General features: G+C 62.7%; 18 protein-coding genes and 1 pseudogene. 7 read left to right on the top strand and 12 right to left on the bottom strand.

Annotation, left to right across the window (positions count from 1 at the left end):
• Positions 1–163 precede the first annotated feature (163 nt).
• The 5 genes from AB9K34_RS10380 to AB9K34_RS10360 all read right to left on the bottom strand — a co-directional run bounded on the left by AB9K34_RS10380 (position 164) and on the right by AB9K34_RS10360 (position 6,823).
• The gene (locus tag AB9K34_RS10380) at positions 164–2,155 is read right to left on the bottom strand and encodes a type IV secretory system conjugative DNA transfer family protein (RefSeq protein WP_369954422.1); all 1,992 of its coding nucleotides are present in this window, start codon (positions 2,153–2,155) and stop codon (positions 164–166) included.
• Between the two features lie 8 nt (positions 2,156–2,163).
• Positions 2,164–4,026 (bottom strand): relaxase/mobilization nuclease domain-containing protein, encoded by a 1,863-nt coding sequence (locus tag AB9K34_RS10375; protein ID WP_369954354.1) that lies wholly within the window; start codon positions 4,024–4,026, stop codon positions 2,164–2,166.
• Positions 4,013–4,594 carry a helix-turn-helix domain-containing protein gene (locus tag AB9K34_RS10370; RefSeq protein ID WP_369954353.1) on the bottom strand — a complete coding sequence of 194 codons (582 nt, stop codon included), beginning with the start codon at positions 4,592–4,594 and terminating at the stop codon, positions 4,013–4,015. The genes AB9K34_RS10375 and AB9K34_RS10370 overlap by 14 nt, the downstream gene beginning before the upstream one ends.
• Positions 4,595–5,174: 580 nt before the next feature.
• Positions 5,175–5,381 (bottom strand): hypothetical protein, encoded by a 207-nt coding sequence (locus tag AB9K34_RS10365; RefSeq protein ID WP_369954352.1) that lies wholly within the window; start codon positions 5,379–5,381, stop codon positions 5,175–5,177.
• A 512-nt stretch (positions 5,382–5,893) separates the two neighbouring features.
• Complete coding sequence (locus AB9K34_RS10360; RefSeq protein WP_369954351.1) at positions 5,894–6,823, bottom strand: DUF2493 domain-containing protein; 930 nt, start codon at positions 6,821–6,823, stop codon at positions 5,894–5,896.
• A gap of 696 nt (positions 6,824–7,519) precedes the next feature.
• Between AB9K34_RS10360 and AB9K34_RS10355 the strand changes: the two genes are divergently transcribed.
• The 7 genes from AB9K34_RS10355 to AB9K34_RS10325 all read left to right on the top strand — a co-directional run bounded on the left by AB9K34_RS10355 (position 7,520) and on the right by AB9K34_RS10325 (position 13,843).
• Entirely contained in the window at positions 7,520–8,197 is a 678-nt protein-coding gene (locus tag AB9K34_RS10355) for a cytochrome c biogenesis protein CcdA (protein ID WP_369954350.1), read from the top strand.
• Positions 8,198–8,220: 23 nt separating this feature from the next.
• Positions 8,221–9,432, top strand: coding sequence for an MFS transporter (locus AB9K34_RS10350; protein ID WP_369954348.1), 1,212 nt, complete (start codon positions 8,221–8,223; stop codon positions 9,430–9,432).
• Between the two features lie 461 nt (positions 9,433–9,893).
• The gene (locus AB9K34_RS10345; RefSeq protein WP_369954347.1) at positions 9,894–10,271 is read left to right on the top strand and encodes an ArsR/SmtB family transcription factor; all 378 of its coding nucleotides are present in this window, start codon (positions 9,894–9,896) and stop codon (positions 10,269–10,271) included.
• A 75-nt stretch (positions 10,272–10,346) separates the two neighbouring features.
• On the top strand, positions 10,347–10,718 hold the full coding sequence (locus tag AB9K34_RS10340; RefSeq protein WP_369954346.1) for a multidrug efflux SMR transporter: 372 nt from the start codon (positions 10,347–10,349) through the stop codon (positions 10,716–10,718).
• A gap of 46 nt (positions 10,719–10,764) precedes the next feature.
• A complete protein-coding gene (locus AB9K34_RS10335) occupies positions 10,765–11,085 on the top strand; it encodes a multidrug efflux SMR transporter (protein WP_369954345.1) in 321 nt (106 codons plus the stop codon).
• A 206-nt stretch (positions 11,086–11,291) separates the two neighbouring features.
• Positions 11,292–11,744, top strand: a complete 453-nt coding sequence (locus tag AB9K34_RS10330; protein ID WP_369954344.1) for a winged helix-turn-helix domain-containing protein — start codon at positions 11,292–11,294, stop codon at positions 11,742–11,744.
• Positions 11,741–13,843: a heavy metal translocating P-type ATPase gene (locus AB9K34_RS10325; RefSeq protein WP_369954343.1), complete on the top strand. Its 2,103-nt coding sequence runs from the start codon at positions 11,741–11,743 to the stop codon at positions 13,841–13,843. Before AB9K34_RS10330 ends, AB9K34_RS10325 begins: the two co-directional genes overlap by 4 nt.
• A 179-nt stretch (positions 13,844–14,022) precedes the next feature.
• On the opposite strand, the gene AB9K34_RS10320 is transcribed toward AB9K34_RS10325, so the two are convergent.
• The 7 genes and pseudogenes from AB9K34_RS10320 to AB9K34_RS10290 all read right to left on the bottom strand — a co-directional run.
• Positions 14,023–14,751, bottom strand: a complete 729-nt coding sequence (locus tag AB9K34_RS10320; RefSeq protein WP_369954342.1) for a DUF736 family protein — start codon at positions 14,749–14,751, stop codon at positions 14,023–14,025.
• A 216-nt stretch (positions 14,752–14,967) separates the two neighbouring features.
• Positions 14,968–19,227 carry a strawberry notch-like NTP hydrolase domain-containing protein gene (locus AB9K34_RS10315; protein WP_369954341.1) on the bottom strand — a complete coding sequence of 1,420 codons (4,260 nt, stop codon included), beginning with the start codon at positions 19,225–19,227 and terminating at the stop codon, positions 14,968–14,970.
• A 108-nt stretch (positions 19,228–19,335) separates the two neighbouring features.
• Complete coding sequence (locus AB9K34_RS10310; RefSeq protein ID WP_369954340.1) at positions 19,336–19,992, bottom strand: hypothetical protein; 657 nt, start codon at positions 19,990–19,992, stop codon at positions 19,336–19,338.
• On the bottom strand, positions 19,992–20,585 hold the full coding sequence (locus AB9K34_RS10305) for a regulator (RefSeq protein ID WP_369954339.1): 594 nt from the start codon (positions 20,583–20,585) through the stop codon (positions 19,992–19,994). Before AB9K34_RS10305 ends, AB9K34_RS10310 begins: the two co-directional genes overlap by 1 nt.
• 81 nt (positions 20,586–20,666) lie before the next feature.
• Positions 20,667–22,640 carry a ParB/RepB/Spo0J family partition protein gene (locus tag AB9K34_RS10300; RefSeq protein ID WP_369954338.1) on the bottom strand — a complete coding sequence of 658 codons (1,974 nt, stop codon included), beginning with the start codon at positions 22,638–22,640 and terminating at the stop codon, positions 20,667–20,669.
• A gap of 260 nt (positions 22,641–22,900) precedes the next feature.
• Positions 22,901–23,290, bottom strand: a complete 390-nt coding sequence (locus AB9K34_RS10295; protein ID WP_369954337.1) for a DUF3768 domain-containing protein — start codon at positions 23,288–23,290, stop codon at positions 22,901–22,903.
• A gap of 113 nt (positions 23,291–23,403) precedes the next feature.
• Positions 23,404–23,694, bottom strand: a pseudogene (locus AB9K34_RS10290) (zincin-like metallopeptidase domain-containing protein); the annotation flags it as partial.
• Positions 23,695–23,859 lie beyond the last annotated feature (165 nt).

Raw genomic sequence — 23,859 nt, 5'->3', positions numbered from 1 at the left:
CAATTGAACACAGGATCGAACCTCAGGACATGCCCTTGGGAGAGGAATGGCAGCTTTTGGCGAACCGCGTCCCTTTGAACAGTTTGCAGCACCAGACAAGGTGGGCACTCTCCGGCCATTCTCTGCACCTTGACCGAACAGCATCTCAACTGGCGTTCAGCCCTTACCCAACGCTCCTGACCGTCTCCGCTAAACCCGAAACCTCGCTCTCCAGCTGGTCCAACTCGCTCAAAGCTTCTTCAATTTGCGCGACACCCGCCCCCGTCGAATCATCGAGCCGAAGCGTTTCCTGGCCCACAAAATCCATTTCGATTTGCCGTAGGTCCTCGGAGATTGCCGCAGCCAGGTTCTTCCGGTTGTCGGCACGTCTCCGATCTGAAGAGGGCATGCTCGCCGCCTGATCTGCGCCCTCGCCCACTTTTTCGCTGTCGCCAATCCCACGTCCTCGCGGAGCGGTCGGCATTGCGCGGACACTTAACGGCAATTCGCCCATCGGTCCAACCGGCCGTTCCGGGAACGGCAGCTCCCCCTCCTGCGCCGCGTGAATCCCCTTGAAAAACGGGTCTTCAAAATACACGACGCGCTTCGCCCGGACCGGCATCTGCGCATCGACCACGACGACGATCTCGTCGAGCGGAAGACGACGCGCCTCATCCTCGGGCAAGAGCGACACTTCCTCCGTCCGCTCGGACTGGCTGCGGCCTTCGAACGGATTCTTACCGACTGCGCGGGACCGCGTGACGACGGTCTTCGTCGTCTTGCCGACCGCCTTGCTCAACTCCTCGATGGTCTTCTCGTCGGACGGCGTCAGGTAGAGCTTGATGCCGGCATTCCCCTGCAACGCCCGCCGTGTGTTCTCGCCGTAGATTTCATCGATGGCGGGAATCGTCTGGGTGACCACTGCGAGATGGCCACGATAGTGCCGCAGTACCTCGATGCTCTCGGCCACGATCGGCATCTTTCCGAGCCGGTTAAACTCGTCGAGCATGATCATCACCGGCCAGGGCTCATCAGGACCCGGCTCCTTGTCCTGGAGCGCAGAGAGCAGATCGGAGAAGAAGAGCCGGATCAACGGCGCCAGCGGCTTCACCATGAGCGGCTGGACGACCAGGTAGACGCTGAACGGCTTCCTGCGGATGGTCCGGAAATCGAAATCCGACACCGAAGTCGCATCATCGATCGCCGGGTTCTGCCATTGATCGAGACCGGAGGTCATCAGCAGCGAGACGTAGGATGTCAGCGTGTCGTTGTTTGTGGAGGCAAGCCGCGTGAATATCAGCCTGGCGGCCGCGTTCCGGACCTCGTGGGAGCGCGCGAGATACTCCTTCTGCTTGTTCCCGCCCGAGGCGGCGATGCGGTAAATCTCACCGAGGGTCGGCCGGCGTCGCTGGAAGGCAAGGAGGCCAGCGGCGACGAAGAGATCGATCCCGCCTTTCAGGAGGCCCTGGACGCGGTCGTTGTCGTTCTGCAGGAAAAGCGTCGCCAGGAGTTGCAGCTCCATCTGCTGGCGCGCCGGGTCTTCGAGCTCGCAGATGCGCAGGAGCGGGTTGTAGCGGTGCGTCCGCTTGTTCTCCCAATCCGTCGGCGCGAAGCGGTAGACTGTGTCGCCCTGCGCGGCGCGGTGGCGTGCCGATGCCTCGAAGCACTCGCCCTTCACGTCGAGCACGACGGCGGAGCCCTGCCAGATCAGCAGGTTCGGAATGACGAAGCCCGTCGTCTTGCCGCGACCCGTCGGGGCGACGATCAATGCATGCGGGAAGGTCTTGGAGCAGAGGAAAGGGGCGCGGGAGTTCGGCTTACCCAGCTTGCCAATCACAAAGCCGGTGCCGGGCTTCCCGAAGAACCCGTTCCGCTTCATCTCCCGTCGCGTCTGCCAATGGGTATAGCCGAAGCGCGTGAGCGCCGAGCCGGACATGGCAAGGCTCATCATGAGGCCCGTGACCCCTGCCCCGCCCATGATCAGATTGATCAGCCGGAAGTCGTCCGGTCGAACGGCGCCGATAGCCCGGTAATTCTGCGCGATGTAGAAGAAATCGATCTCCGCTTGGAAGCCGAGGTCCTTGAGGTTCATGACGGCCGAAGCGATGACATAGCCGATTGCGACGGCAACCAATGTGACCAGCGCCACACCGATGGCAAGGCGGCCCTTTCCCATCGGCCCCATCAATGCGTCTCCCCGCGTTCGCTCTCACCATCGACCAGATCGGCGCGATGGAGTTCGTATTCCCGGTCCGCGATCTCCTCGACCACGGCCCGCGTCGCCTCGCTGTTGGCGGTCGACGCATCCGATTGCAGATAGGCCTTGGCGGCATAGAGCCGGTCGAGGCGATCTTCGATCTGGTCTTTCAAAACGTCGGCATCGCCGTCCCGAAGCCGCTCGATCCGCGCGTCATCAAGGTCCCGCTCAACCGCTTCGCGATAGCTCAAGCGCTGACCGTCATCCTGGAACGGCGAATGCAGGTTGCCGGCCCGCTCGTGATCGACGATCCGCCGGAGGTCCGCGTCAGCAATCGGCCTGGCCTCAACGGCTTTACTTTCCCGCTCGTCCAAAGGACGCTCCTCACGAAGGTTGAGCTGAGCTTCCCGCGCCTCGTCGATCACCCCGTCCTGACGCAGGACCTGATGTCGCTCGAGCGCGATGCCGAGCTGGACATGGGCCCGGTTGAGGGTCTCGCGCGCCGTCTCCAGATCCTCGCGACGTTCGAGGTTGAGACCGTCTTTCTCGGCCACGCGTGCCAGATCGTCGGTGATCCATTGCCGCTCCAACGCGGCATTCTGCGCGCCGGTCTCCATACGGGCCACGACCACCGAACCGCTGATCCCGGTCCCCCGAAGCGCGGTATCGACCTGCGCCCGGACCTCCGGCTCCCGCAACCGATCCAGCTGGTCGCGGTCGATATTGACCTCGGAATAGACCCCGCCTTCGGAGGGCTGTTCCGTCAGCGTTACGGACCGAAGCCCAAGCGGCTGCATATGCGCCAGCCGCGACTGGATTTCGTTCAGGCTGCGCTCGAGCCTCGGCCGCTCGGTCTCGGGCTTCTCGGCGATCATGCCCTGGATGCGCTCGACCTGTTCGGCGTAGCGGGTTCTCAGATCCTCGAACGATTGCTCCTCGGCCATGTAGACCCCTCCTTCAGACATGAGTTTGCCGCCCTTCGCCAGAAGCTCCCCGGCGCGGAACAAGGCGTCGGCGATGTCCTCCCGGTTGTCGGACGAGGCTTCAGCGGCGAGTGAGTGGTAGACGATCCGCGTGTTCGCAATCTCTTCGAGCGCGCGGTCCAGGTCAGCGCCCACGCGCGGGCGCGGCTCCGGCTTGCGCCCCTCTTCCTTCGCCGCGTAGACCTCACGCGTCCGGGGCGAATAGTGCACCACGCCCCGATCCAGACGCCGGGTGGCTTCGAGCCGAACACCAAACTTTTCCGCCTCCTCGACCATGGCGAGGCGGAAATCGTCATAGTTGAACCGGTGGTCTCGCCCGAGGAAGAAGAACTCGCCCTCCTGCGACCGGCGGTTCAGGACGATATGCGCGTGCGGATGATCCCGGTCCTCGTGGACCGCGATGATGTAGTCGAAGTGCCCCTGGTCGGTCTGGAAGAAGCGCTCCGCCACAGTCGAGGAAATGTCCCGCACATCCTCTCCCCGCGTGCCTACGGGGAAGGACATCAGCATGTGGGTGGTCTGCCCGAGCTTGGGTTTGAACCCGGCGCTCCAACGCTTGGCGAAGCGCTCGGTCAGGTCCTTCACCTCCGGCGATCCAAGCTTCGCCTTCCCATCCAGGAAGCCGCTTGAGTCCACGATATGAGAGGACTTGGTGGTGAGGTAATCGAGCTGGTTTGCGAGCTGGGATTTGGTATGCGTGCCCCCGCTCCGGATCGCCTTGAAGACCGCCGCCCGGTGGCCGGCTGCGGCCCGCACGAGCTGCTTCTGATTGGAGACATGCAGCCCCTGCATTGAGCCCCGGATACGGCTCCAGCCGTCCCGGAAGACCTCGCCGGTGACGTTATGGACCGCATCATTCAGCCGCATGGGCGAACTCCCTCAAAGCGGCTGTCGCTTGCAGCTGCATCGCGTCGCGCCGGCGGCGCAGCAGCAGGTCGATCTCGTCGGCGGAATCCAGGATGAAACGCGCCAGCCCGCGCATCTGCGCGAGGCGCAATTCGGAGAACTCGGAGCCCGCCCCCTGCCCCATCCGGTTGGCATGTGTCATCTGTTTGGCGATCTGCACGACGCCGTTGCCGACCTCATGCAGAGAGGCGCGGTAGCGGGCCATCTCGGCGGCCAGTTGGGCGTCCGGAACGAAGGTTCCACCTGCCGCCTGGATGAGTCGCCTGAGCCCCTCCGTGCGGGTCTCAACTCCCGCCAATGCCAGGACCTCATCAAAGGCGCCGAGCTCCTCAGGGGTGAGCTTCACGGTCACGGCAGCCGTCGCAACGGCCGCATCCCGCTGGCGCTCGTCGTCCGCCTTCAGCGTGTACTGGATGGACCTTGGTGTGACCCCGAACTTCGTCGCCAGCTCCGACGTCGAGACACCTTCTCCGGCCGCACGGACGATCTCCATGCGCTCAGTCTCGGTCAGTCTCCTGGTCCGGGTCATGCGAAGAAAGCCCCCCTATTTCCTGCCACCTTCATACGAGGTCGCAACCATCTTACGAAACTATAACAACAGGTCAATACTATATTCTTGTAGATTCAGCAGATGCGGCCTCGTATTCCGTTTCAGGCCGAGCGGCCCTGATGAAATCGGGGGCGCGAGGCCGCGGCCCGAAGGGCCCGAAAGAGACCCCTTCTCCGCCTCTCACCCAAACCGCATTTCTTCATGCCCGTGCCCGAGGTTCAGACCGAACACGCATGTGTTCGGACGGAAGCGAGGGGGCGGCGCAGACCCTCACCGACGGGGCTGACGGACAGGGTCAAGGGTGGCCAGATTTGGCCCGCCAAATCTCTGCCGCAAAAACCGGCAGGCAGAGCCTGGCTGTTTTTGGGGATGGCCCCCTTGAGGCTGGCTGGCAGGTCTGTCGCGGCCCCTTCAGCAACCACAGTCCTCAGGACCGCACCGCGGTCCTGCCCTTCTTGCTCGTGACCCCGGCTCAAGGCAGGTGTCACAACGGATCGCGAAGCCTTCCCTGAAACAGGGAAAGGGCCGCCGGATGGCGGCCCAATCCTCGGGGAGGCGTTCAGTCCTGGGGTTCCTTGGCGCTTGGCGGGAACATCACCAGCTCCGAGACCGCGACGGGGAAGTCGAGCTTGAGGCTGAAGAACTCCGAGCCATCGCCGTTGCGGGTGTTGCGGAACATGGCGCCGACGCGTTGGAAGCGGGTGCGCTCCTGGCCGTCGCTGTCGGTGAACTTGACGGGGACGGTGGCGACGAAGTGGTTGGTCATTTGGGTTTCTCCTTTTTGCGATGGGGATCTGCCAGCACGGGGGCAAGAGGCCCGGTCGCAAGCGCAAATACGGAGGGTCCGCGCCAAAGGCGTGGAAGCCGTACTTGTGCTTGCCGGAGCGCCAGCGGAGGGTACGACCGGGCCGACCCCGTGCGATCCACATCGATGAGCAAAAAAGGAGAGACCCGGATGGCCGCTGGCATCACGCAGGCGCCATTGTCCTTCATCATGTCGAGAGACGCAGGCCCGGGTCGCTCAAGCCCGCAACGCGCGCGCACCGTGGTCCGGCTCGCTGCCGGTTGGCCGGCGGAGTTCTTCGGCCTCAAGCTCGGCTTCCAGTTCGGGGTATGTATGCGCGGCCGACCCCCCGTCGCGGGACCCCATGCCAGCCGATGAGGATGGGGCGCTATCTGGTGGACCGGGTGAAAGGGACGGTGTCGCAAGTCGTAGTCCGCAGTTTGCACCGCGCGTGAGAAACGAAGAAAGGGCCGCCCGAAGGCGACCCTCTCTTGTTACGTCTTCACTGTCTGCTTCGCCGGATCGGCAACCCGCATCACCGTCAGGCCTTTCGCTTCCGCCTTCTGACCGAGGTTCAGCGCGACTCCGTTGCCGCCGAAGAGGACGACACCGGTTGCGGCGAACCTGTCGTCCAGCATCTCGTCGTTGCATTTGAACGGAGCTGCGCGTCCGTGCGCGGACCAGCGCGGATCGAAGCGGGCCTGCGCGACGCCGCGCGCGCGCGCCCACCGGGCCGCGAACATCTCCGCCCCGTGCTTGCCGCCCTTGTGGCAGATGAAGATGTCCTGGTTGCGATTTTGCCTGATCCGCTCCCGAACCTTGTCGAGCGTGTTGAAGATCACGTCGATATCGGTCCAGTCGGTGGCACCCGAGACGATCAGGGGAACCCCCTCGACTTTCGACTTGGCGGCGGTTTCGCGATCGTGCTGCTCCAGAAGCTGCCTGGCCTCGAAGACGGCCCCGGTCTCCTGCGCGCGGGCGCTCGCGCGCGAGCCTGCCGCCGGGATGAAGGCGTGACCCGTCTCGATCTCGTAGTATTCCGCCGCCGCCTCGCTCATCACCTCTATGGCGCCGACGATCTCCCGCAACTGCAGGAAGCGGGCCTGCGCCTCTTCCAGAGCGGTCTCGGCGATTTCCGATCCGTCGTGGCATCTTGCCAGGGCGCCGATCTTGTCGGCTGTGCGATCGATCTCCTTGCTTAGCGCAACCTTGCGCCGCTGCAGAATCGTCGCGAGCCCATGCGCGAGAGGTTCGATCTCGGTTTCCAGACCGGTGTTGCGCAACTGCCCGAGCAGGGTCTCGAAAGTTTCGCGGATGATGCTGTCCTTCAGGATGTCGTCCCCGAGGATCGGCAGGTCTGCACCCTTCTCCGTCAGTCCGAAAAGCTCGATGGTCTCGTAGGTGTTCGCTTGGTCGTAGGCCATGTTCCTGTCTCCAGATGTTTGACTGACCACCACGTGAGTGTGGTGGCATGGCCGAATGTCTGGTTCTCCGAATCTGCCCGGGTCAGGGACGGCGCAGCCGCCGGCTTGCCGGGCGCAAAAGTTTTCCGGGTGAGGCGTTTACCATACGTCCAACTTCTCGCACTGGACAGCCCTCTCCACCCGCACCGCCCTCGCCTAAAAGTTTTGCGATCCTTGACGCGGGCTGATTCGGGGGCCATCCGGAGGATATGCTTCCACGCTCATGTGTGTGTGTTTTGACGGTAGGTTTGCCCGACACGAGCAGGCAAAGGGTGCTGCCGGACGCGGAAGGCGGATGCAGCGGCGGGATCGTTTTGCTCCGGCAAAACAGACCAAAGCGCAATCCGGCGGAGCGGCCGGGGAGCGACGTGCTCGCGAGACGGGCAAACCGGGATGCCGGGTACAACGCCGCGGTGAGGACGCATGTCCGAATGCGCGATCGGCCAAAGGCCGATACTCGCCTGCGACACGCGGAGCCGAGCAGGGGAGGCCGCCAGGCTGAGATCAACCGGTTGGTCGTGCTTGCCACCGCGCAGATGGCAGGTCTGAGCCCTCATTGAGTGCTTTCCGCAATGCAGCCAATGTCCGTTCGAGAGAAGATCGCTTGACCCTCCTGTTGGCGGACGGTCTAGCGTAAACCTACTGGTTTCATGAAAGGTGCCAACGGACATCACCGATCAAACGCTGCTACTTGCATTCGGCTTGGGTTTGTTGGGTTTCATCGAACCCTGCACCATCGGGGCTCATATGCTCTTTTTTTTGGGAGGCCAGAGAGTCCGCCCGATGGGTCAGCGGCTCGGGGCAGCGTTGGTCTTCCTGCTGGCCAGGCTCGTCGTGATGGGGGGATTTGGCGGCTTGATCGTGGTGCTGGGCCAGCGTCTTATCGGCGTGCAGACCGGTGCGTGGCTCGTTTTCGGGGCAATCTATCTTGGCCTTGGGCTTGCGATACTCGCGGGATGGGACAAAATAATGCGCCGCCGCATCGGGTTCGCGCCCGAACAATGGAAGGTTGCGTCCAACCCGCTGCTTCAGGGACTGGCGTTCGGGCTGAACATTCCCGCCTGCGCTGCACCGATCCTTTTTGGGCTTATCGGTACTGCGACTGTCAGCGGGTTGGCGACGGCTGGTTTTCTGATGATGGCGGTCTTTGCACTCGCGCTGTCGCTCCCACTGCTACCGCTCTCCGTCGTTCCTGAACTTACCCGGCCCCTCGACCGGCTTGCGGACTGGTTGCGACCACGTCGCTGGCTACTGGGTGTGATCTTCGTCGGGCTAGGTATCTGGTCGGTTTGGTTTGGCCTGTTTGTCGAACCAGTGGACTGGAGCGGGACATGACCCCCCGCCGTCGCTTCTGGCACGTGGCAGGCGCAGGCACTGCATTCCAAGCAGGATCAGCAGCGGTGGACAGTGCAACGGTGATGTCGGCTTTGGTCTACCAACTGACGGGCAGTTCAGTCGCCGTCGGCGCGGTGTCTACGATCCTGCGGCTCGGCTGGCTTCTTCCCCGACTCTTCGTTGGTTATTTCGCCGGTCGCGGTGCGTCTTCAATGCCGTTCTATGTCGTCGGTGCCTTTGGACGGACGGCGGCGATTGCCATACTCGCAATCGTTCTCTGGATCGGCGCGACCGCTGGTTGGGCTCATGCTACACTCGGGGCCGCGACCCTTGGACTTTGGGTTCTCTACGCTTTCCTCAGCGGCATCGTTGGCGTTCCCTACAATGACATTGTTGCCCGATCCGTCCCGTCAGAACACCGGAGTCGGATGCTCTCGATCCGCTTCTTCGGCGGAGGAGTCGTAGCTCTTTTTGTCGCGGCATTGGCAGACAGGATGTTGCGGACGCTTGAATTTCCAGCATCTTATGCCGCCGTGCTGGGGATCGCGGCTATCCTGATGTTGCTTTCGTCTTTCATCTTCACGGCGATGGGTGAGCCTGAGCAGAAGTCGCCTTCCAAAGCAGCGAAAAGCTTCGCCGCCTACTTGCGCGAGGGTGCCGTGACATTCCGCAGCGATCCGGTGTTCCGCAGCTTCGTTTTTGCGCAGTGGTGCGGCGGCGCGGTTCTCATCGCTGCTCCGTTTTTCGTCGTTGCGGCCAACAAGCTTGGGGTGGGTCTTGAAAACGTCGCGCTCCTGCTCGGCGCCCAGACCGTCGGTGCACTATTGGGAAATCCGCTTTGGGGCTGGTGGGGCGATCGCCTAGGCAAACTGAGCTTGATGCGCGGGATCGCAATTGCCCGTACGGCTCCGCCAATCGCGCTTCTGGTTTTTCTGCTGATACCCATTCCGGCGGAGGCAGTCGTGCCAATCCTGCTTATTGTATTCTTCGTTCTTGGCGCATTGGCGAATGGACTGACAATTGCGGTTATCGGTCTGCTGATGGAGATATCGCCGGACGACCGGCGGCCCGCCTATAGCGGGTATTTCAACGCGCTGACGGCACCCGCTTTCGTTCTCCCGCTTATCGGAGGCTTTGCCATCGCCGCCTTGGGGACATGGATCGTCTTCGCGACAGCGCTTGCAGCGGCAATCGGCCAAGCCACGATTCTCGTGCGAATTGTCGTGAAAGAATGAAAAGCTCAGATTATCCGCTCGGCTATCTGACGGAAAAGCGGGCATTCGGCCAAAGTCTGAGAGACTCGCATAGCTGTCGTCTGGACCAACGGTCTTGACCTGCTGGTGAGTCTGAAGCCTCCTCTCGCCTAGGTTGATCGACTGCTAGCGGTCACATTCCACCGATATTGGCCGGAAGGTTATGACATGGGGTTATTTGCGCTGCGGACAGTATCCCGTTCTCTCAGAACTCTCGCCGATACTGGCATGCAAAAACAACAGCTCAGGCACTGAAAATACTGACAGCTCGATTCTGGAAAAGCAGCTTTGTCGGTCATTTTCTGCCTGTTCCATCGGTAGATTGAGTGTAAACAGCAAGGCTTCCAGGGCTGGCCATGAAGCGCGGGCTGACTCCACCGTTGACTGACTTGGAGAGCGCCCCTATCATTTTCGCGACTGTGGAAATGGGAAAGGGTGTGCCGATGGATACGCTGACGACAGAAAATGATCTGTGTACTTTCCCCTGTTTCGACAGGGAGCGCGTGGAAGCGGCAAAACGAGTTGTCTCGGCAGAGGAAACCGTGCTTCCGGCCCTTGTCGATCTCTACAAACTGCTGGGCAACGGGACGAGGCTGAAAATCCTGCTGGCGCTGCGTCAGGGTGAACTTTGCGTCTGCGACATGGCTCATGTCCTCGGCCTCAGCGTTCCCGCGACGTCGCACCAGCTCAAGCTGTTGCGGGATCATGGCTGGGTGCGGATGCGCAATGACGGAAAGATGGTCTATTATGAACTCAACGACAGCGGTCTTCGCGACGCTCTCGAAGGCGATCTGGCTCTGCTGAAATCGCGACTTGGCTAGTTTATTTGCCTAATCATTTCGTCACTATCGAAAGTATCGAAGTGTCAATGACTAAATATTCGAAGGGAACAGAACATGAAAAGCGTTGAAGCGGCACCGTCCCAGACAGCAACCGCCACGTGGCTTTTGCTGGGTGTTGCGGTCGCATTCGAGATCGCAGGGGCAATTGGCCTCCGCTTCAGCGAAGGATTCACTGTGAAGCTGCCCACAGGCATCGCACTTGCCGCGTTCGCTGTGGCGTTGCTTCTCGTCAGCCGGGTCATGAAGACATTGCCAGTCAGCATCGCCTATCCCGTCTGGGCGGGGGGCGGAACCGCAGGCGTGGCACTCATCGGCGTTCTGGTGCTCGGGGAAGAGCTGAATGCCGCGAAGGCCATCGGCGTCGTCCTGGTCGTGCTCGGCGTCGTCATCGTGAACATGGTGTCGGAAAAGACCGAAGGATGCTGAGTTTTGGCTCCGATCCTTCGGTCCTTGATGAAAGGCGAAGTGTAAAATGAGCACCGCATGGCTGTTCGTCGGTTTGGCAATCGTGGCGGAGATCGCGGCCGCTCTCGGGTTGCGGTTCAGCAATGGCTTCACAAAGCCGCTGCCAACGGCGTTCGCGCTGATGGCGTTCGGGTCGGCGTTCTACCTCGTCAGCTTGTCGCTTGTGCATCTGCCGGTCAGCACGGTCTATCCGGTCTGGGCGGGCGGCGGGACGGCAGGCGTGGCGCTTGTTGGCATTCTGATGCTGAAGGAGCGGGCGGGTGTCCTGAAGGGGCTTGGCGTCGCCCTGGTGGTGGCCGGGATTGTCACGCTGAATACCTCGGCGTGAGAGTTCGGCGCGTGATTGCACCCGGCTCTGTATCAAGAGTCCCGTATCAGGGGGCGGCGCAAATGAAGGTTGGCGTGGAAGTGTGACGATGACGAAAGCGCGGCAATCGAAGGGAAATCGTGCGCGGCAATGCCGGACGGGTTCCCGACATCGTTGTGGCTGCCCAAAGTTCCCATGCCTGACCGAAGTTGCGGCGGAGCGAATTCATGACAGATAGGAAAATCGATTGTGGCACACGGTGTCTGAAAGCCGGGAATGTCCGCGAGGCGAAGCTGCGCGCCGGGGATGCGCCGTTTGCCACGGTTCCCTATGTCTGCCGGTTGTCCGGAGAGACGCAAGACCTGATGCTGCTGAGCGATGCAACCTCAAGGAAGCTGGCGACGACCCTTGAACCGCTGAGTGATCCGGTAACGCTCAAAATCCTCTATGCCCTGGGTTCGAACGAGCTTTGCGAATGCGACCTTGCAACCCTGACGGAATGCAGTGACGCCGAGGTCCTGAATCGGTTGGAAAAGCTTGTGCGGTTCGGATTTCTGAAGCGTCGTCAGCTCCACGACATGACCTATTACGCGCTCGCGGAGAAGGGCATTGAAAGCGAGGATTTTCTGATCCGGGCTCTGTGCGACTTAAGCCCGGCAACATCTGAGCAACCGTCATGAAGGAAATGGTGTTCACGGTCAGCGGCATGGATTGCGCCACCTGCGCAGCGCAGATCGAAAGTAAGCTGAAGTCGCTCAAGGGCGTCCACACGGCATCGGTGAACTTCGGGTCCGAGCGGCTGCGGCTGGAATATGCTCCGGAGACAATCGACCCGGAAACGGCGCTGAGGGCGCTCAACAAGCTGGGTTACGAGGCGCAGCCGGTCGGAGCGCCGCCTCAGAGGGACCGCGCCTGGTGGACACGGCCAAAGCTCATCCTGCTCGTTCTGTGCGGGCTTCTGACCGCAGTGGGTTTTGCGCTTGAACTGGCCGGTGCCGGGGAATGGTGGGTCAAGGGCACCTATGGTCTGGCCGTCCTGGTTGGCGGCTACTATCCGGTGCTGAGCGGCTGGCGTGGGCTCAGGAGCCTTTCTCCCAATATCCAGACACTTCTTGTCGCGGCAGCCGGTGGGGCCATCGCACTCGACCTTTGGGAAGAGGCTGCAATCCTGGTGTTCATCTTCTCCCTCGGTGAAGTGCTGGAGGCCTATGCGGTTGACAAGGCACGAGGTGCCATCCGGGCGCTGATTGCTCTTGTGCCAAAGGAGGCGCGCGTCCGCCGAGGCGATGAGGAGCTCGTATTGCTGGTGGAGGAGATACAGATCGGCGACGTGGTCATCGTCCGGCCAGGCGAAAAGATCGCCATGGACGGCGTGGTCATCGGCGGCAGGTCGGCCATCGATCAGGCAGCCATCACCGGGGAGTCGATTCCGGTCACTAAAGGCGAAGGCGACGAAGTCTACGCCGGAACCATCAACGAAAGGGGCGCACTCGATATCGAGGTGACCAAGCTGGCGGCGGACACGACCCTGGCGCAGATCATCCACTCAGTTGAGGAAGCGCAGGAAAGGAAGACGCGCTATCAGCGATTTGGGGACCGCTTCGCGCGTATCTATACGCCCGCCATGTTTGTGCTGGCCATTCTTCTGGCCACCGTTCCCGCATTGGTCTTCGGCGAGGCCTTCGCGCCCTGGTTCTATCGGGGCTTGGTCGTTCTCGTCGTATCCTGTTCATGCGGGCTGGTCCTGTCGGTTCCGGTTTCCGTGGTCACTGCCATCGGCAGGGCTGCACGGATGGGCGTGCTGATCAAGGGCGGCGTCTATCTGGAAGCAGCGGCAAGGGTAGATGTGTTGGTGGTCGACAAGACCGGCACCCTCACCCTGGGCAAGCCCGAGGTCACGGATATCATCCCGGTCGGCTCACTATCGCCAGAAGAGATCCTCAGCCTTGCCGCCGCGATTGAGAAACGATCCGAACATCCGCTCGCCGATGCCGTGTTGCGCAAGGCGGCGAAGGAGGGGGTGGAGGTTCCTGAGCCGAAAGACTTTGAATCTTACCCCGGCGAAGGCGCATCCGCGAGAGTTGGGAGCGGAACCTATCGGATCGGCACTCTGCGCCTGCTTTCGAGATTGGGAATTGCTTCGGACCCGGCAGCCGCTCAGATCGAGCGGCTGGAAAACGACGGCAAGACGGTTCTCTTGCTGGCCGATAGGGACAGCCTTCTTGGGATGATTGCCGTCGCGGATCGCCTGCGCCCGGAAGCCCCGGAAGCGATGCGGGCGATCAAGTCGGTTGGTGTCGGCAGGATCGTCATGCTCACCGGCGACAACGAGGGCACCGCGCGGGCCATCGCGCTAGCGGCAGGGATTGACGAATACTGGGCGGGGCTGCTTCCGGCGGACAAGGTAGAGGCTGTCAGAGACTTGAAGCGCGGCGGTTCGAAGGTCGCCATGATCGGTGACGGGATCAATGACGCTCCGGCCCTGGCGGAAGCCGACGTGGGCATTGCCATGGGGGTCGCCGGAACCGACGTGGCGCTTGAATCCGCAGACGCGGCGCTGATGTCGGACGATCTGTCGAAGATTCCGTTCCTGCTACGTCTCAGTCGCCGCGCAATGAACAACATCCAGCAGAACTTTGCCGCTTCACTACTCATCGTGGCGTTTTTGGTGCCCGCAGCCCTGTTTGGGTGGGTCGGGCTGGTAGATGGCCTGCTGATCAATGAAAGCGCTGCGCTCATAGTCATTGCCAATGGCCTCAGACTTCTCCGCGTGACGTGATATGTTATCTCGCTTTGCGGTCATTCGATCAGTTGAATCCACCCCGCAAAGCCGCCATTTGAGCTCCCTTTCGCACGAATCTAAAACTACAAAGGGGAGCCGCGTTGCCGTAGCTCCCCTTCTGGCGCATTTCTGGAAGTTGGCCAGTGCTCGAAGTCGTTGGTCTCAGCTTCAGTCGATCAGGCCACAAGCGAAAGCCCACCACCCGGCTCCTGCTCCCGATTCCCACTCTCCACGAACGGAATTATCGAGAAAGTCTTGCCGCCGCGCTGCTCTTCGTTCTGAACGGCATTCACCCGCAAGTCACCGTCGGGCGTGTTGATAAGGAGCGAGACATAGTCGTTGCCGGTCCGGCTGCTCCTGGCCATCCAGGCCGAGCCCACGCGGATCGGGTTACCCTTGGGGGAGCTGACCTCGATCCGATAATCGGGATGGGTCTCTTCCGTCTTGAATTCGTTCTCGATCAGCATGAAGTCGAGATCGAACATCATGTTGGCGATGTAACCGGCGAAGGCGTTGTCGGCGTCCATCGCGGTCAGCTCGCCGGAGATCGATCCGGACTTCATGGTGCCGTTCGACACCAGTGGAATGATCTCGAATTCGCCGGTCATCGCCTCGCGCGCTTGCCTGCTCTGCACGGCATTGACGCGGAACGGGCCGAGGCCGACATCGATCTGCATCGAGATGTAATGGTTGCCGGTGGTATTGCCGGCCTCGTTCCAGGCCGTGCCGATGCGCACCTTGCGCCCGGTCTTGTTCAATGCGGTTACATCGTAGTCCGGGCTGCGCTCGGACATCTTCGTCCGGGTCTCGAGATGGATGGCGGTGTCGAAACGGGTGGAGTGGATCATGCCGGAATATGCAGCGGCGGCGGTCTCGGGATTCTTGCTCAGGGTTCCTGCGAACATGGGTCTTCTCCTTCGTGAGGTTGCCGGTGGCTGACCTCTGGCCAGCACACGCGGGATTGCTTTTCGACCCCTCATGGGATCGCAAAACCCGAAAGCCCTCTTTCCTTTCTCTCCTGCGTTTCAGCACGTCGCGCCGGCCGAATGGGGGTGCCGACCTGTCCTCGCGCGCGCCAGCACCTATCTGCGCCGTCACTCGGGCCGAAGGTCCATTTCCGTTCAGGCGGCCCGCTCCGTCAATGAGGACGATCCCTCCCCCACGATCCCTTCCAGTATCGCGGCGGTGTCGACGCCCTCGCCATGCGGCACGAAGACCCTGAGCTGGAAGGCGATGATCTCGGTGAAACAGCCGAGCGCCTTCAGACCATCGATCGTGCCCTGGTCGGCGCCGTCGATCTCGAGCCGCGCCGCGCCCGCCACACGGCGGCGGATCAGGGTGAGACCTCGGCCAAGATCGACCGGCGCGGTTGACCCGAGGGCGGCCGTCAGCATCTCCTGCGGTGTTTTGGGTGTGCCCACCAGGAACCGCGCGCGCAAGGCGGCGGCGCCGTCCTCGCTGACGGTGCGTCCGATCATGCTGGTGCAGCCTTCGGGCGTAACCCGGTAGATGCGCTCATTGCCCGAGGGAATGTCCTTCCAGATCGGCAACAGTAGCCCGGTCAGCAGGTAGAGCTTCGTCATGGTGATCTTCGGCAGGCTATTAGCCTCATCGTCCCAGAGACGCAGGAACTCAGCAGTCTCGATTTTCTCCCAGGCGGAGTTTTTGAATTTGGTCTCTTCTACGTAGGAGGACCCGTTCGGTCGCGTCACCTTGCGCATGAGCGTAACGATATCCTCATCATACATCTGCATCGGACGCGCCGAGATGAGCGCCGCACGACCCGAGGCACGGTTGACCATCGGCAGTTTCTCCGAGTTCCGGTCCAATGCGTCTTCCGCCGTCAGAACATGGACCGGATCGGTCACCTCGAGCCCGATGATGCCTGTGACGGCGCCGGACTTCGGACAGGTCCAGAGATCCTCGGTTGAGACCTGCTCGATCTTCTCGCCGCGCAGCGTCTCCACCCCGAGATCAAGCGTGCCGGCGGCGCGGGCGCGCTCGGTCTGATCGGCGATCCGGGCCATGAATTCGGCAAAGAGCGCGTTCTGCATATGGATCGGCAGCGCCAGTACGCGGTTCAGGAAGCGTTGGATCGGCGGCAGTTCCTCGAGCAACACGCCGTCCTGATCGATCAGCCGCAAGGCGGTCCAGTCCGTGAACTTTACGTAGCTCATCGCCTCAGCACGCCCGGCTGCCAGATCGGCGTAGTAGCCCCGCAAGGCTGCCCTTGCGATGGGGCTTTCGAGATTGTCGTCGGCGCGGAACATGCCCTGCGAGCCAGTCTCTCGCTGGCCTTTCGTGAGCGCGCCCAGCTGATCGAGTCGCCGGGCGATCGTGGAGGTGAAACGCTTCTCGCCGTGGACATCGGAAGTGCAGACCCGGAAGAAGGGCGCACTGATCTGGGCCGAGCGATGCGTGCGACCGAGCCCCTGGATCGCGGCATCGGCGCGCCAGCCCGGCTCCAGCAGATAGTGCCGCCGCCGTTTCTGGTTTTTCGCCGTTTGGGCCGCGTGATAGGACCGACCGGTCCCGCCCGCGTCCGAGAAGATGAGGATGTCCTTCTCGCCGTCCATGAAGGCCCGGGTTTCCGAGGAATTGCTGCGGGCGGACCGCTTCTCAATGAAGAGCGCGCCGTCCTGCGATTTCAGAGGGCGGATGGAGCGCCCGGTCACCTCGGCCACGGCCTCGTCGCCAAAGGCCCAGAGGATCTGGTCGAGCGCCGACGGGATCGGCGCCAGCGCCATCAGCTCCAGCATCGCCGCGTCGCGCAAGGCCAGCGCCTCGCGCGAGACGACCAGCTCGCCTTTTTCATTCTGGAGCGGCTCGGCCACGACATTCCCGTCGAACTCGACAAGCTTCTGGGCGTGGATCGGAAAGGCCTGTTCGAGATAGGAGAGCACATAGTCGCGAGGTGTCAGCGCGCCCTCGACCAGCTCGTCTTCCGGCTCCATCGCCTCGAGCCGGCGTTTCAGCAGACTTTCGCCCGTGGAAACCACCTGGACGACACAGGCGTATCCGTCCTTCAGGTCCTGCCCGATGGCGCGCACCACGGTCGGGGCCTTCATGCCCATCAGGAGATGGTTGAAGAACCGCTGTTTCGTGCTTTCGAAGCGCGATTTTGCCAAGGCCTTTGCGGCAGACGCATTCGTCTCGCCGGAAGCGTCGTTGACGCCCGTCGCGGTCAGCGCCGCTTCGAGATTGTGATGGATCGTCCGGAACGCGCCGGCATAGGCGTCGTAGATCTCGATCTGGGCCGGCGTGAGCGCATGTTCCAGAACGTCATATTCCACGCCGTCGAAGCTGAGGGCCCGCGCCGTGTAAAAGCCAAGCGTCTTGAGATCCCGTGCCACGACCTCCATCGCCGCCACTCCGCCAGCCTCCATCGCGGAGACGAAGCTCTCGCGGCTCGGGAAGGGATATTCCGGCCCCTGCCCCCAGAGCCCGAGCCGGGAGGCATAGGCGAGGTTCGAGACGCTGGTGGCGCCTGTCGCCGAGATATAGAAGACCCGGGCCCGAGGGGCCGCGAGCTGCAACCGCAGCCCGGCGAGCCCCTGCTGGGAGGGTTTGACCCCTCTGCCCTCGTCGGAGCCGGCGGCATTTTGCATGGCATGTGCCTCGTCGAAGGCCAGCACGCCATCGAACGCCGCGCCCATCCAGTCGAGGATCTGGCTCAGGCGCGTCGTGCCGCACTTGCCGGCGGAGCGCAGCGTCGCATAGGTCACGAAGAGGATGCCGTCCCCCATCGGGATCGGCCGGTCCGGTTTCCATTTCGAGAGCGGCTGAATGTCGGCGGGCGAACCGCCGAGATCGCTCCAGTCGCGGATCGCGTCCTCGATCAACGTCGCGGATTTGGAGATCCAGATCGCCTTCCGCCGGCCGGCGAGCCAGTTTGTCAGGATGAGCCCGGCGCATTCCCGGCCTTTGCCGCAGCCCGTCCCATCGCCAAGGAAATATCCGAGGCGATAGGCGCGGGCGCCGGGATCATCGTCCGCCCGGACCAAGCGGGTCTGGTCCTCGTCAACCGTGAACCGGCCCGGCAAATCCCGTGTATGGGCATCGTTGGCCATGATGATGGTCTCGAGCTGCGCCTCGGAGAGTTGGCCCTCTTCGATCAGGCGGCCGGGCAGGCGCAGGTCTTCGGCGGCCTCCCGCGACGGCACCGGCGGCGCGACCGAGGCCATGGCGATGCTCTCGACGAGCGGGGTGGGATGTTCCTGAGCCCCCGCGATCTCGATCCGCTGCGGGCGGTAGCGGGCATAGATGTCCGAGACGGGGGAGTTTTCGCGCGGTGTCTCGAGCGCGGTGAAAGCCAGCGGGACGGCGGCGTATGTTTTGGGTCTGGCTGAGGGCGCGGTGGAAACCGGGCGCGCGCGCGCAACGGAAGCGACTCCCCGACGCGGGCCAGGGCGGACCTGCGCAGCGGTCTGGACCAGCGGCGCGGCCGGTCGCGCCGCCGCGATGTCATCGGCGATTTCGAAGACCGCGTCCAGATCATCGACAGACGCACGGACGAGTTCGACCTCCTCCTGCACCTTGTCGAAGACCATGAGCTGAGTCTCCACCGTGGTGCCGAGCTTGCGGTAGACATGGCCTGGGATCGTGAGCGCGAGACGCGGTTTCGCGATCGCGCTGGCCCGCACCCAATGGGCCGCGTCGCGCTCCGGCGTGAACCCGGTCGGCATGATCGCAACGAGACGCCCGCCGGGCGCGAGGCGTTTCGCGGCGGCGATGAGGTGCTTGGCCGCGATGTGCTTGTCTCGGGATCGGTCGACCGAGGACGCGAAGGGCGGGTTCATCACGACGACACCAGGAAGGTTGGGCACCGTAAGGAGGTCGTCGATATGCTCGGCGTCAAAGCCTGTGACTTGTGCTCGGAACGCAGCCTCGAGAAGCACCCGGCGGAAAGGATCGATCTCATTGAGCATCGGCTTGCCGCCCGCGCGAACGGCAAAGGCGGCCAGCGCGCCGGTTCCGGCCGATGGCTCCAGCACGGTTTCGCCAGTGCGGATGGCTGCTGCGCGAGCAACCAGCGCCGCGTAGGGCAGCGGGGTGGAGAACTGCTGGAGCCGGATCTGCTGCTCGGACCGTCGCGTCTCCGTCAGGAGCCGCGTGGCGAGCATCCTTGCGCTCGAGATCGCGCCGGGGGCCCTGCCCCGCACAAGCTGCATCACCGCGGCGGCCTGCGTCATGTCATAGGCCATCCGCCAGTTCCACGCGCCGCCGGCATCGCTGCCACCGAATGTCTCTCGCATGATCCGGGCCAGCGACGAACTCCTGAGAGGCTGCTCTTCGATTGCCCGGCCGATCTTTGACAGGGCGTGCTGAAGCTGCGTTTTCGGTGGGATATTGCGTGTGGGTTTCGGGATCGGGCTGGCCATGTCTGTCCTCCGGGTCAGGTTTTGGATTCGACAGGACAAAAAGCCCCCTCTGCACTTTCGGGAGCGCGGAGGAGGCTTGAACCTGGACGGAAGACACTGAGGAGGCGGTCAGGACTCCTGCCCGGCCAGAAACTCGGCGAGGACCGGGCTCGACCCACCCTTTGCGGAGCTGACGAGTTCGGATCCCGCGAGAGTGTCTTTCGACAGACGCACGAGTCCGGCGGTTTCCTCGATGCGATAGCACCGGCGCTTTTGCCGCCCACGCCGGTAATGCGTAGCAGTCACGATCTGGCATGTGCTGCCATCGGTCAGGGTCATTGGTGCGGCGAGCCTGATCCTGTCGCCCTCCTGGTAGTCCGGGATCGCCGCCCAATCCCGGCAGCGCTGGCGCCAGGCATGGGCATAGCTGTCGGGATCCTTCAGCTCCGAAAGGAGGCCGAGAAGGCCGGGCGGTGCACGCGACTCCACCGGTCCGGCGCTCTCTTCCATGTCCTTGTAGCCCCAGCAGCCATCGTCGTAGCGCGTCAGGAACACGGCACCGAAGGTGATCGAACCGTCCTCGTCGGTCACGTAGGTCGCATCCTCGACCGGCGATCCATCGAGGCTCGTGACCCTTGCTGCGGCATACCAGGTCGAGCCGACCTTGCTGGCCTTGACCAGCACCGTCTTGCGGCTGTCGGTCTCGAAGGTGCAGAGCCGGGTGACCTCAGCTTTCTCGTCCGCGTAGGTTTTGACGCGACGGTCTGTATAGAAGAGCCAACCCACTATGCGGCCCTCCTGCCATCGATCTCGATGAGCGCATCGAGCGGCACCCGGTAGGGCAGCATCTCGTCGAAATCCTCGCAGTTGCCGCAATTCTGCACGATCGCATGGGTGTCGGTGGCATCCTTGAGGATCACTCGGAACGTCCCGCCGAGACCGGAGGGGACATCATAGGTCCCGCCGATCAGGTAATCGGCGGCGCGGCGCAGGAAGACGCGGATCGTGTGGCCATCGGTTGCAAGCCGGATCGTGTCATGACCGCGGTCAATGAGCATCTGCACGTCATCGAGAATGTCGGTGTAGAACTGGCCCGTCAGATCGCGGAAGGCTGCTTGTCGGGCCGCCATCCAGTCCGGATCGCGGAATGGGTTGATGCCCCTGGCAAAGGCAAATGAGGGATCGGCGCGCTCGGTCGTGACGATCCGCGTGGTCGTACCATCGATCCCGTTCGAGCGCAGATGGACGCCAGTGCCGACGATCAGGATCAGGGCGGGTGTTCCCACCGGCCCGTTCCAGTTGGGCAGAAAGGTCGAACAGCTGCGCGCATGCGCGATTTGGGCCGCGACGGCCGTCGCGGAGAATGTGAGAAGTGCCATGTTGATGTCTTTCGAAGAGGTGTGAGAGGGGTCAGATCCGACCCGCGCCCAGACGAGGCCGGGCGCGGGCCGTCCTGTCGGTCAGGCCGCTTCCGCGATGCCGGTATCGTCTGCCGACGTGTCGATTAGGTGAGCCTCGTTCGGTTCGATCCCGGCCGTCTGCATCATCGGCGGACACCAAGCCGCGACCGCCGCCCGCTGCGCGTCTGTCAGCGTGGCGAAAGGCTCCGCGAAGAGCTTGTCGCAGAAGGCGACGACCTCCTTCTTGGTCGACGAGGCCAATGTCACCGCCTCCTGTGCGAGCCCGAGCTCCTCGCCGAGGATTTTCAGGAGCCACGCCTTCTTGAAGCGGTTGAAGAGCGCCGCATTCGGGGTCCAATGCGCCCGGATGTCGGGCATGACCTCGATCTCGAAGTCGTGCATCAGGCTGTCGTGCCGCCGATCCCGCGCAAAGCAGGATTGCGTCGTGCTGGCCGTGGCATAGGCCACGAGTTTGGCTTTCTCGCCCGCGTCGAGCGCTCGGAACAGAGCGAACTGGTCGGCAGGGGATTTTGCCTCGCCGGCCCAGGAGAGATCGAGCGCGTCATGGGTCGCCGCCAACTGTTCGAGCGAGGAACCATCGATCTCGTCCATTTTCGCGTGACTGCGATACTCCTTGCGCGCATCGACCTTGAAGGCATGGGTCACGCTCATGCCGTGCCCAAGCACGTCGGTGACCAGCTTGAAGAGCGTCAGGTCGAGCGTGGCTTCGGGATGCATCGCCATGGCGGCGCCGAGCGCCATCGCGCGTTCGGTCTTGAGATCTTCTGTCAGCGAGGCCGGATAGACGATCTCGCCCGAGTCTGTGGCGCCCACTTCGTTCGATGTGCCGGACGCCTTGCTCGAGCCGTCCACCTTGTCTTCGGGGCGCACGAGGCCGACATGTAGTGTCACCTGCCCGTTCGACCAGGACGCGATCACGCCGGAGCGCGCAAGGTCGTCCTCGCTATAGGCCTCCTGCAGGTCACGGGCTTCGACTTCCAATTCATCAACCCGATTGTAGAGCGCGTCGTAGGCCTCCTCCTCAAGGCTCTCATCCTCCATCTCGCGCTCGAGCGTCTCGAGTTCGGCGGCGATTTCGGCGATGCGCTTCTGACCCTTTTCGTCAGCCTCGACCGGACCGGGATAGACGCGGCCATAGTCAGCCATGGCGGCGTAGTCATACCGGATCACCGCGTCGGCCCAGGCAAAGCCCATGCGCTCGCGGGCTTCCTCGGCGGCGGCCGTGAGTTTCTCGATCAGGATCGTCTCGACCAGTTCGGAATCCTCGAGCACCGAATGCTCTTCCAGGAGATCGGCCGCGATGGCGCCGCCACGCGCCTCGTACTCGTCGCGCACGAAGCCCCCGATGTCGTCGCTGACCTGCACGCCACGGGACTTGAGTGCGTTCCGAACCGTGTAAGCCTGCAGGTAGCTGTCTTCCCTGGTGAGCGCCTCGAAGACCTCTTGCTGCACGTCCTGGCTCGGATGATCCGCGAAGGCCTTCATCGTATCGAGGGTGATCGATTTGGCGCGCGCAGCCGCGCGGATATCCGCGTGGATGAGCCCGTACCGCAGACGGCCTTTGATGGCCGCAATAGTTGTGCCGAAGGTCTTGGCGATCGTTTCGGGCGTCTGCCCGTCGACCTCCATCATCCGCGCGAAGGCTTCGAATTCGTCGATGGCGTTCATTGGCGCCTGGGTGATATTTTCCGCGAGCGACAGCGCGGTGGTCACATCGCAATCCTCCGCGACCAAACGGCAGTCGATCTTTGTCCTGGTGGTGAAGCCCTTGGCGGACTTGTCGGAGGCCAGCTCCTTCAAAGCCGCATGGCGCCGCCCGCCAGCAAGCACGCCGTACTTGCCGTCGATCTTCTGCACCAGGACCGGATGAAGGAGGCCCAGAACGGCAATGCTAGCCTTGAGATGCGCGATATTCTCCGAGACATAGGCCTCTGGCGATTTGCTCCGCACATTGGCGGGATGGGCGACGAGATCGCCGATGGCGACGGAAACGGGTTTGAAGCTTCGAGTCATGGGATGTCCTTTTCTGAGTTCTGCGCCACCCGACGTTTCCGGGCGGCATGACAGACCCCCGGATCCGGGGATCTCGAGCGTTTTCGAACCAACCTGAATTTCTGCATCGCCGCCGCACCGGAGGCAGCGTTTGCACGGCAAACGCGTTCCGGAGCGGAAGGCGATTCAATAAGTTCGAAAACTGCTCAAAATGACAAAAAGACCGCTTTCCCTTTGAAGGGTCAGCGGGCCTGTCCGTGGTCGGGTGGAAGCGCCCTGCCCTACCAGTCGCGCGCCATCATGATGGTCAGCACGCGCATGGTGGTCTGTGGGTTGTCGGGCGCCTCTGCGCCGTAGCGGAAGTCGGAATCGGCCTCGTACAGGTCAATTTTCCAGAACACGGTCTCGCCACGGATCGCCACGGCCCCGAAATCGTGCCAGCCCGCTGGATCATTCTCCGGCTCAAAACTGTCGAAGACGCCAACCGCCTGAACAGCCTGAGTCACGAAGCCGTCTCCAGCCTCCATCAACGAGTGTGTGACATGCATCCGGCCCTGGATAATTCCATCCGGAGCAATGCCAAGGCATGCAAACCTGCGGAAGGCATCGTTCTGAGCGGCGATGGCGACCGCGTCCGGCGAGGAGTCCTCTGCGGGTTCGGGATGGCTCATGGGTCTGTCCTTTCTGGATGTGTGGAAACCACCAGACCCAAAGCCAGCTTTTCTCTTTCGGTGAGCCGTGACCGCCCGAACTATCCGAGGGCGGTCACGGGCACGGTACTTCCTCACGCGGCCCGCTCTTCCTGCCCGGCCTCCGACGCGGCGACGAGATAGTCGCAGGCCCTCTGCGCATCCGCCGCATGCTTGAAGATCGCCCGCTTGTCGGACCGGAGCACCCGCAGCCAGTTTTCGAGATAGGCCGCGTTCAGCTCCAGCGTATGCGCGGAGAATCCCAGCTTCTGGCCAAGGAAGACCGTACAGAGCTCGGCCACGATTTCCTCGCGCGCGTAAGCGGTGTTTCCGAAGCGCGCCTCGCCGTAGCTGCGATTCAGCCGATGCCGGGGTTTCGTCCAGTGACCCTTATGCCGATGTCGGCATAATTGCCATAATGCCGATGTTCTGATTATGCCGCGTTTCTGCTGGCGATTGCCTATTTGCTCGGGTTTCTTGCGTTTTCAGGCTGCATAAGACTGTCGTAGAGAACGCCTGTCTTTCAAACTAAGGAAGTCCGATCTGGAAAA

The organism is Sedimentitalea sp. XS_ASV28, from assembly GCF_041224545.1.
Taxonomy (GTDB): domain Bacteria; phylum Pseudomonadota; class Alphaproteobacteria; order Rhodobacterales; family Rhodobacteraceae; genus Sedimentitalea.
Note: the sequence above shows the minus strand (reverse complement) of the source record. Positions and strands in the feature narration are given on the sequence as shown.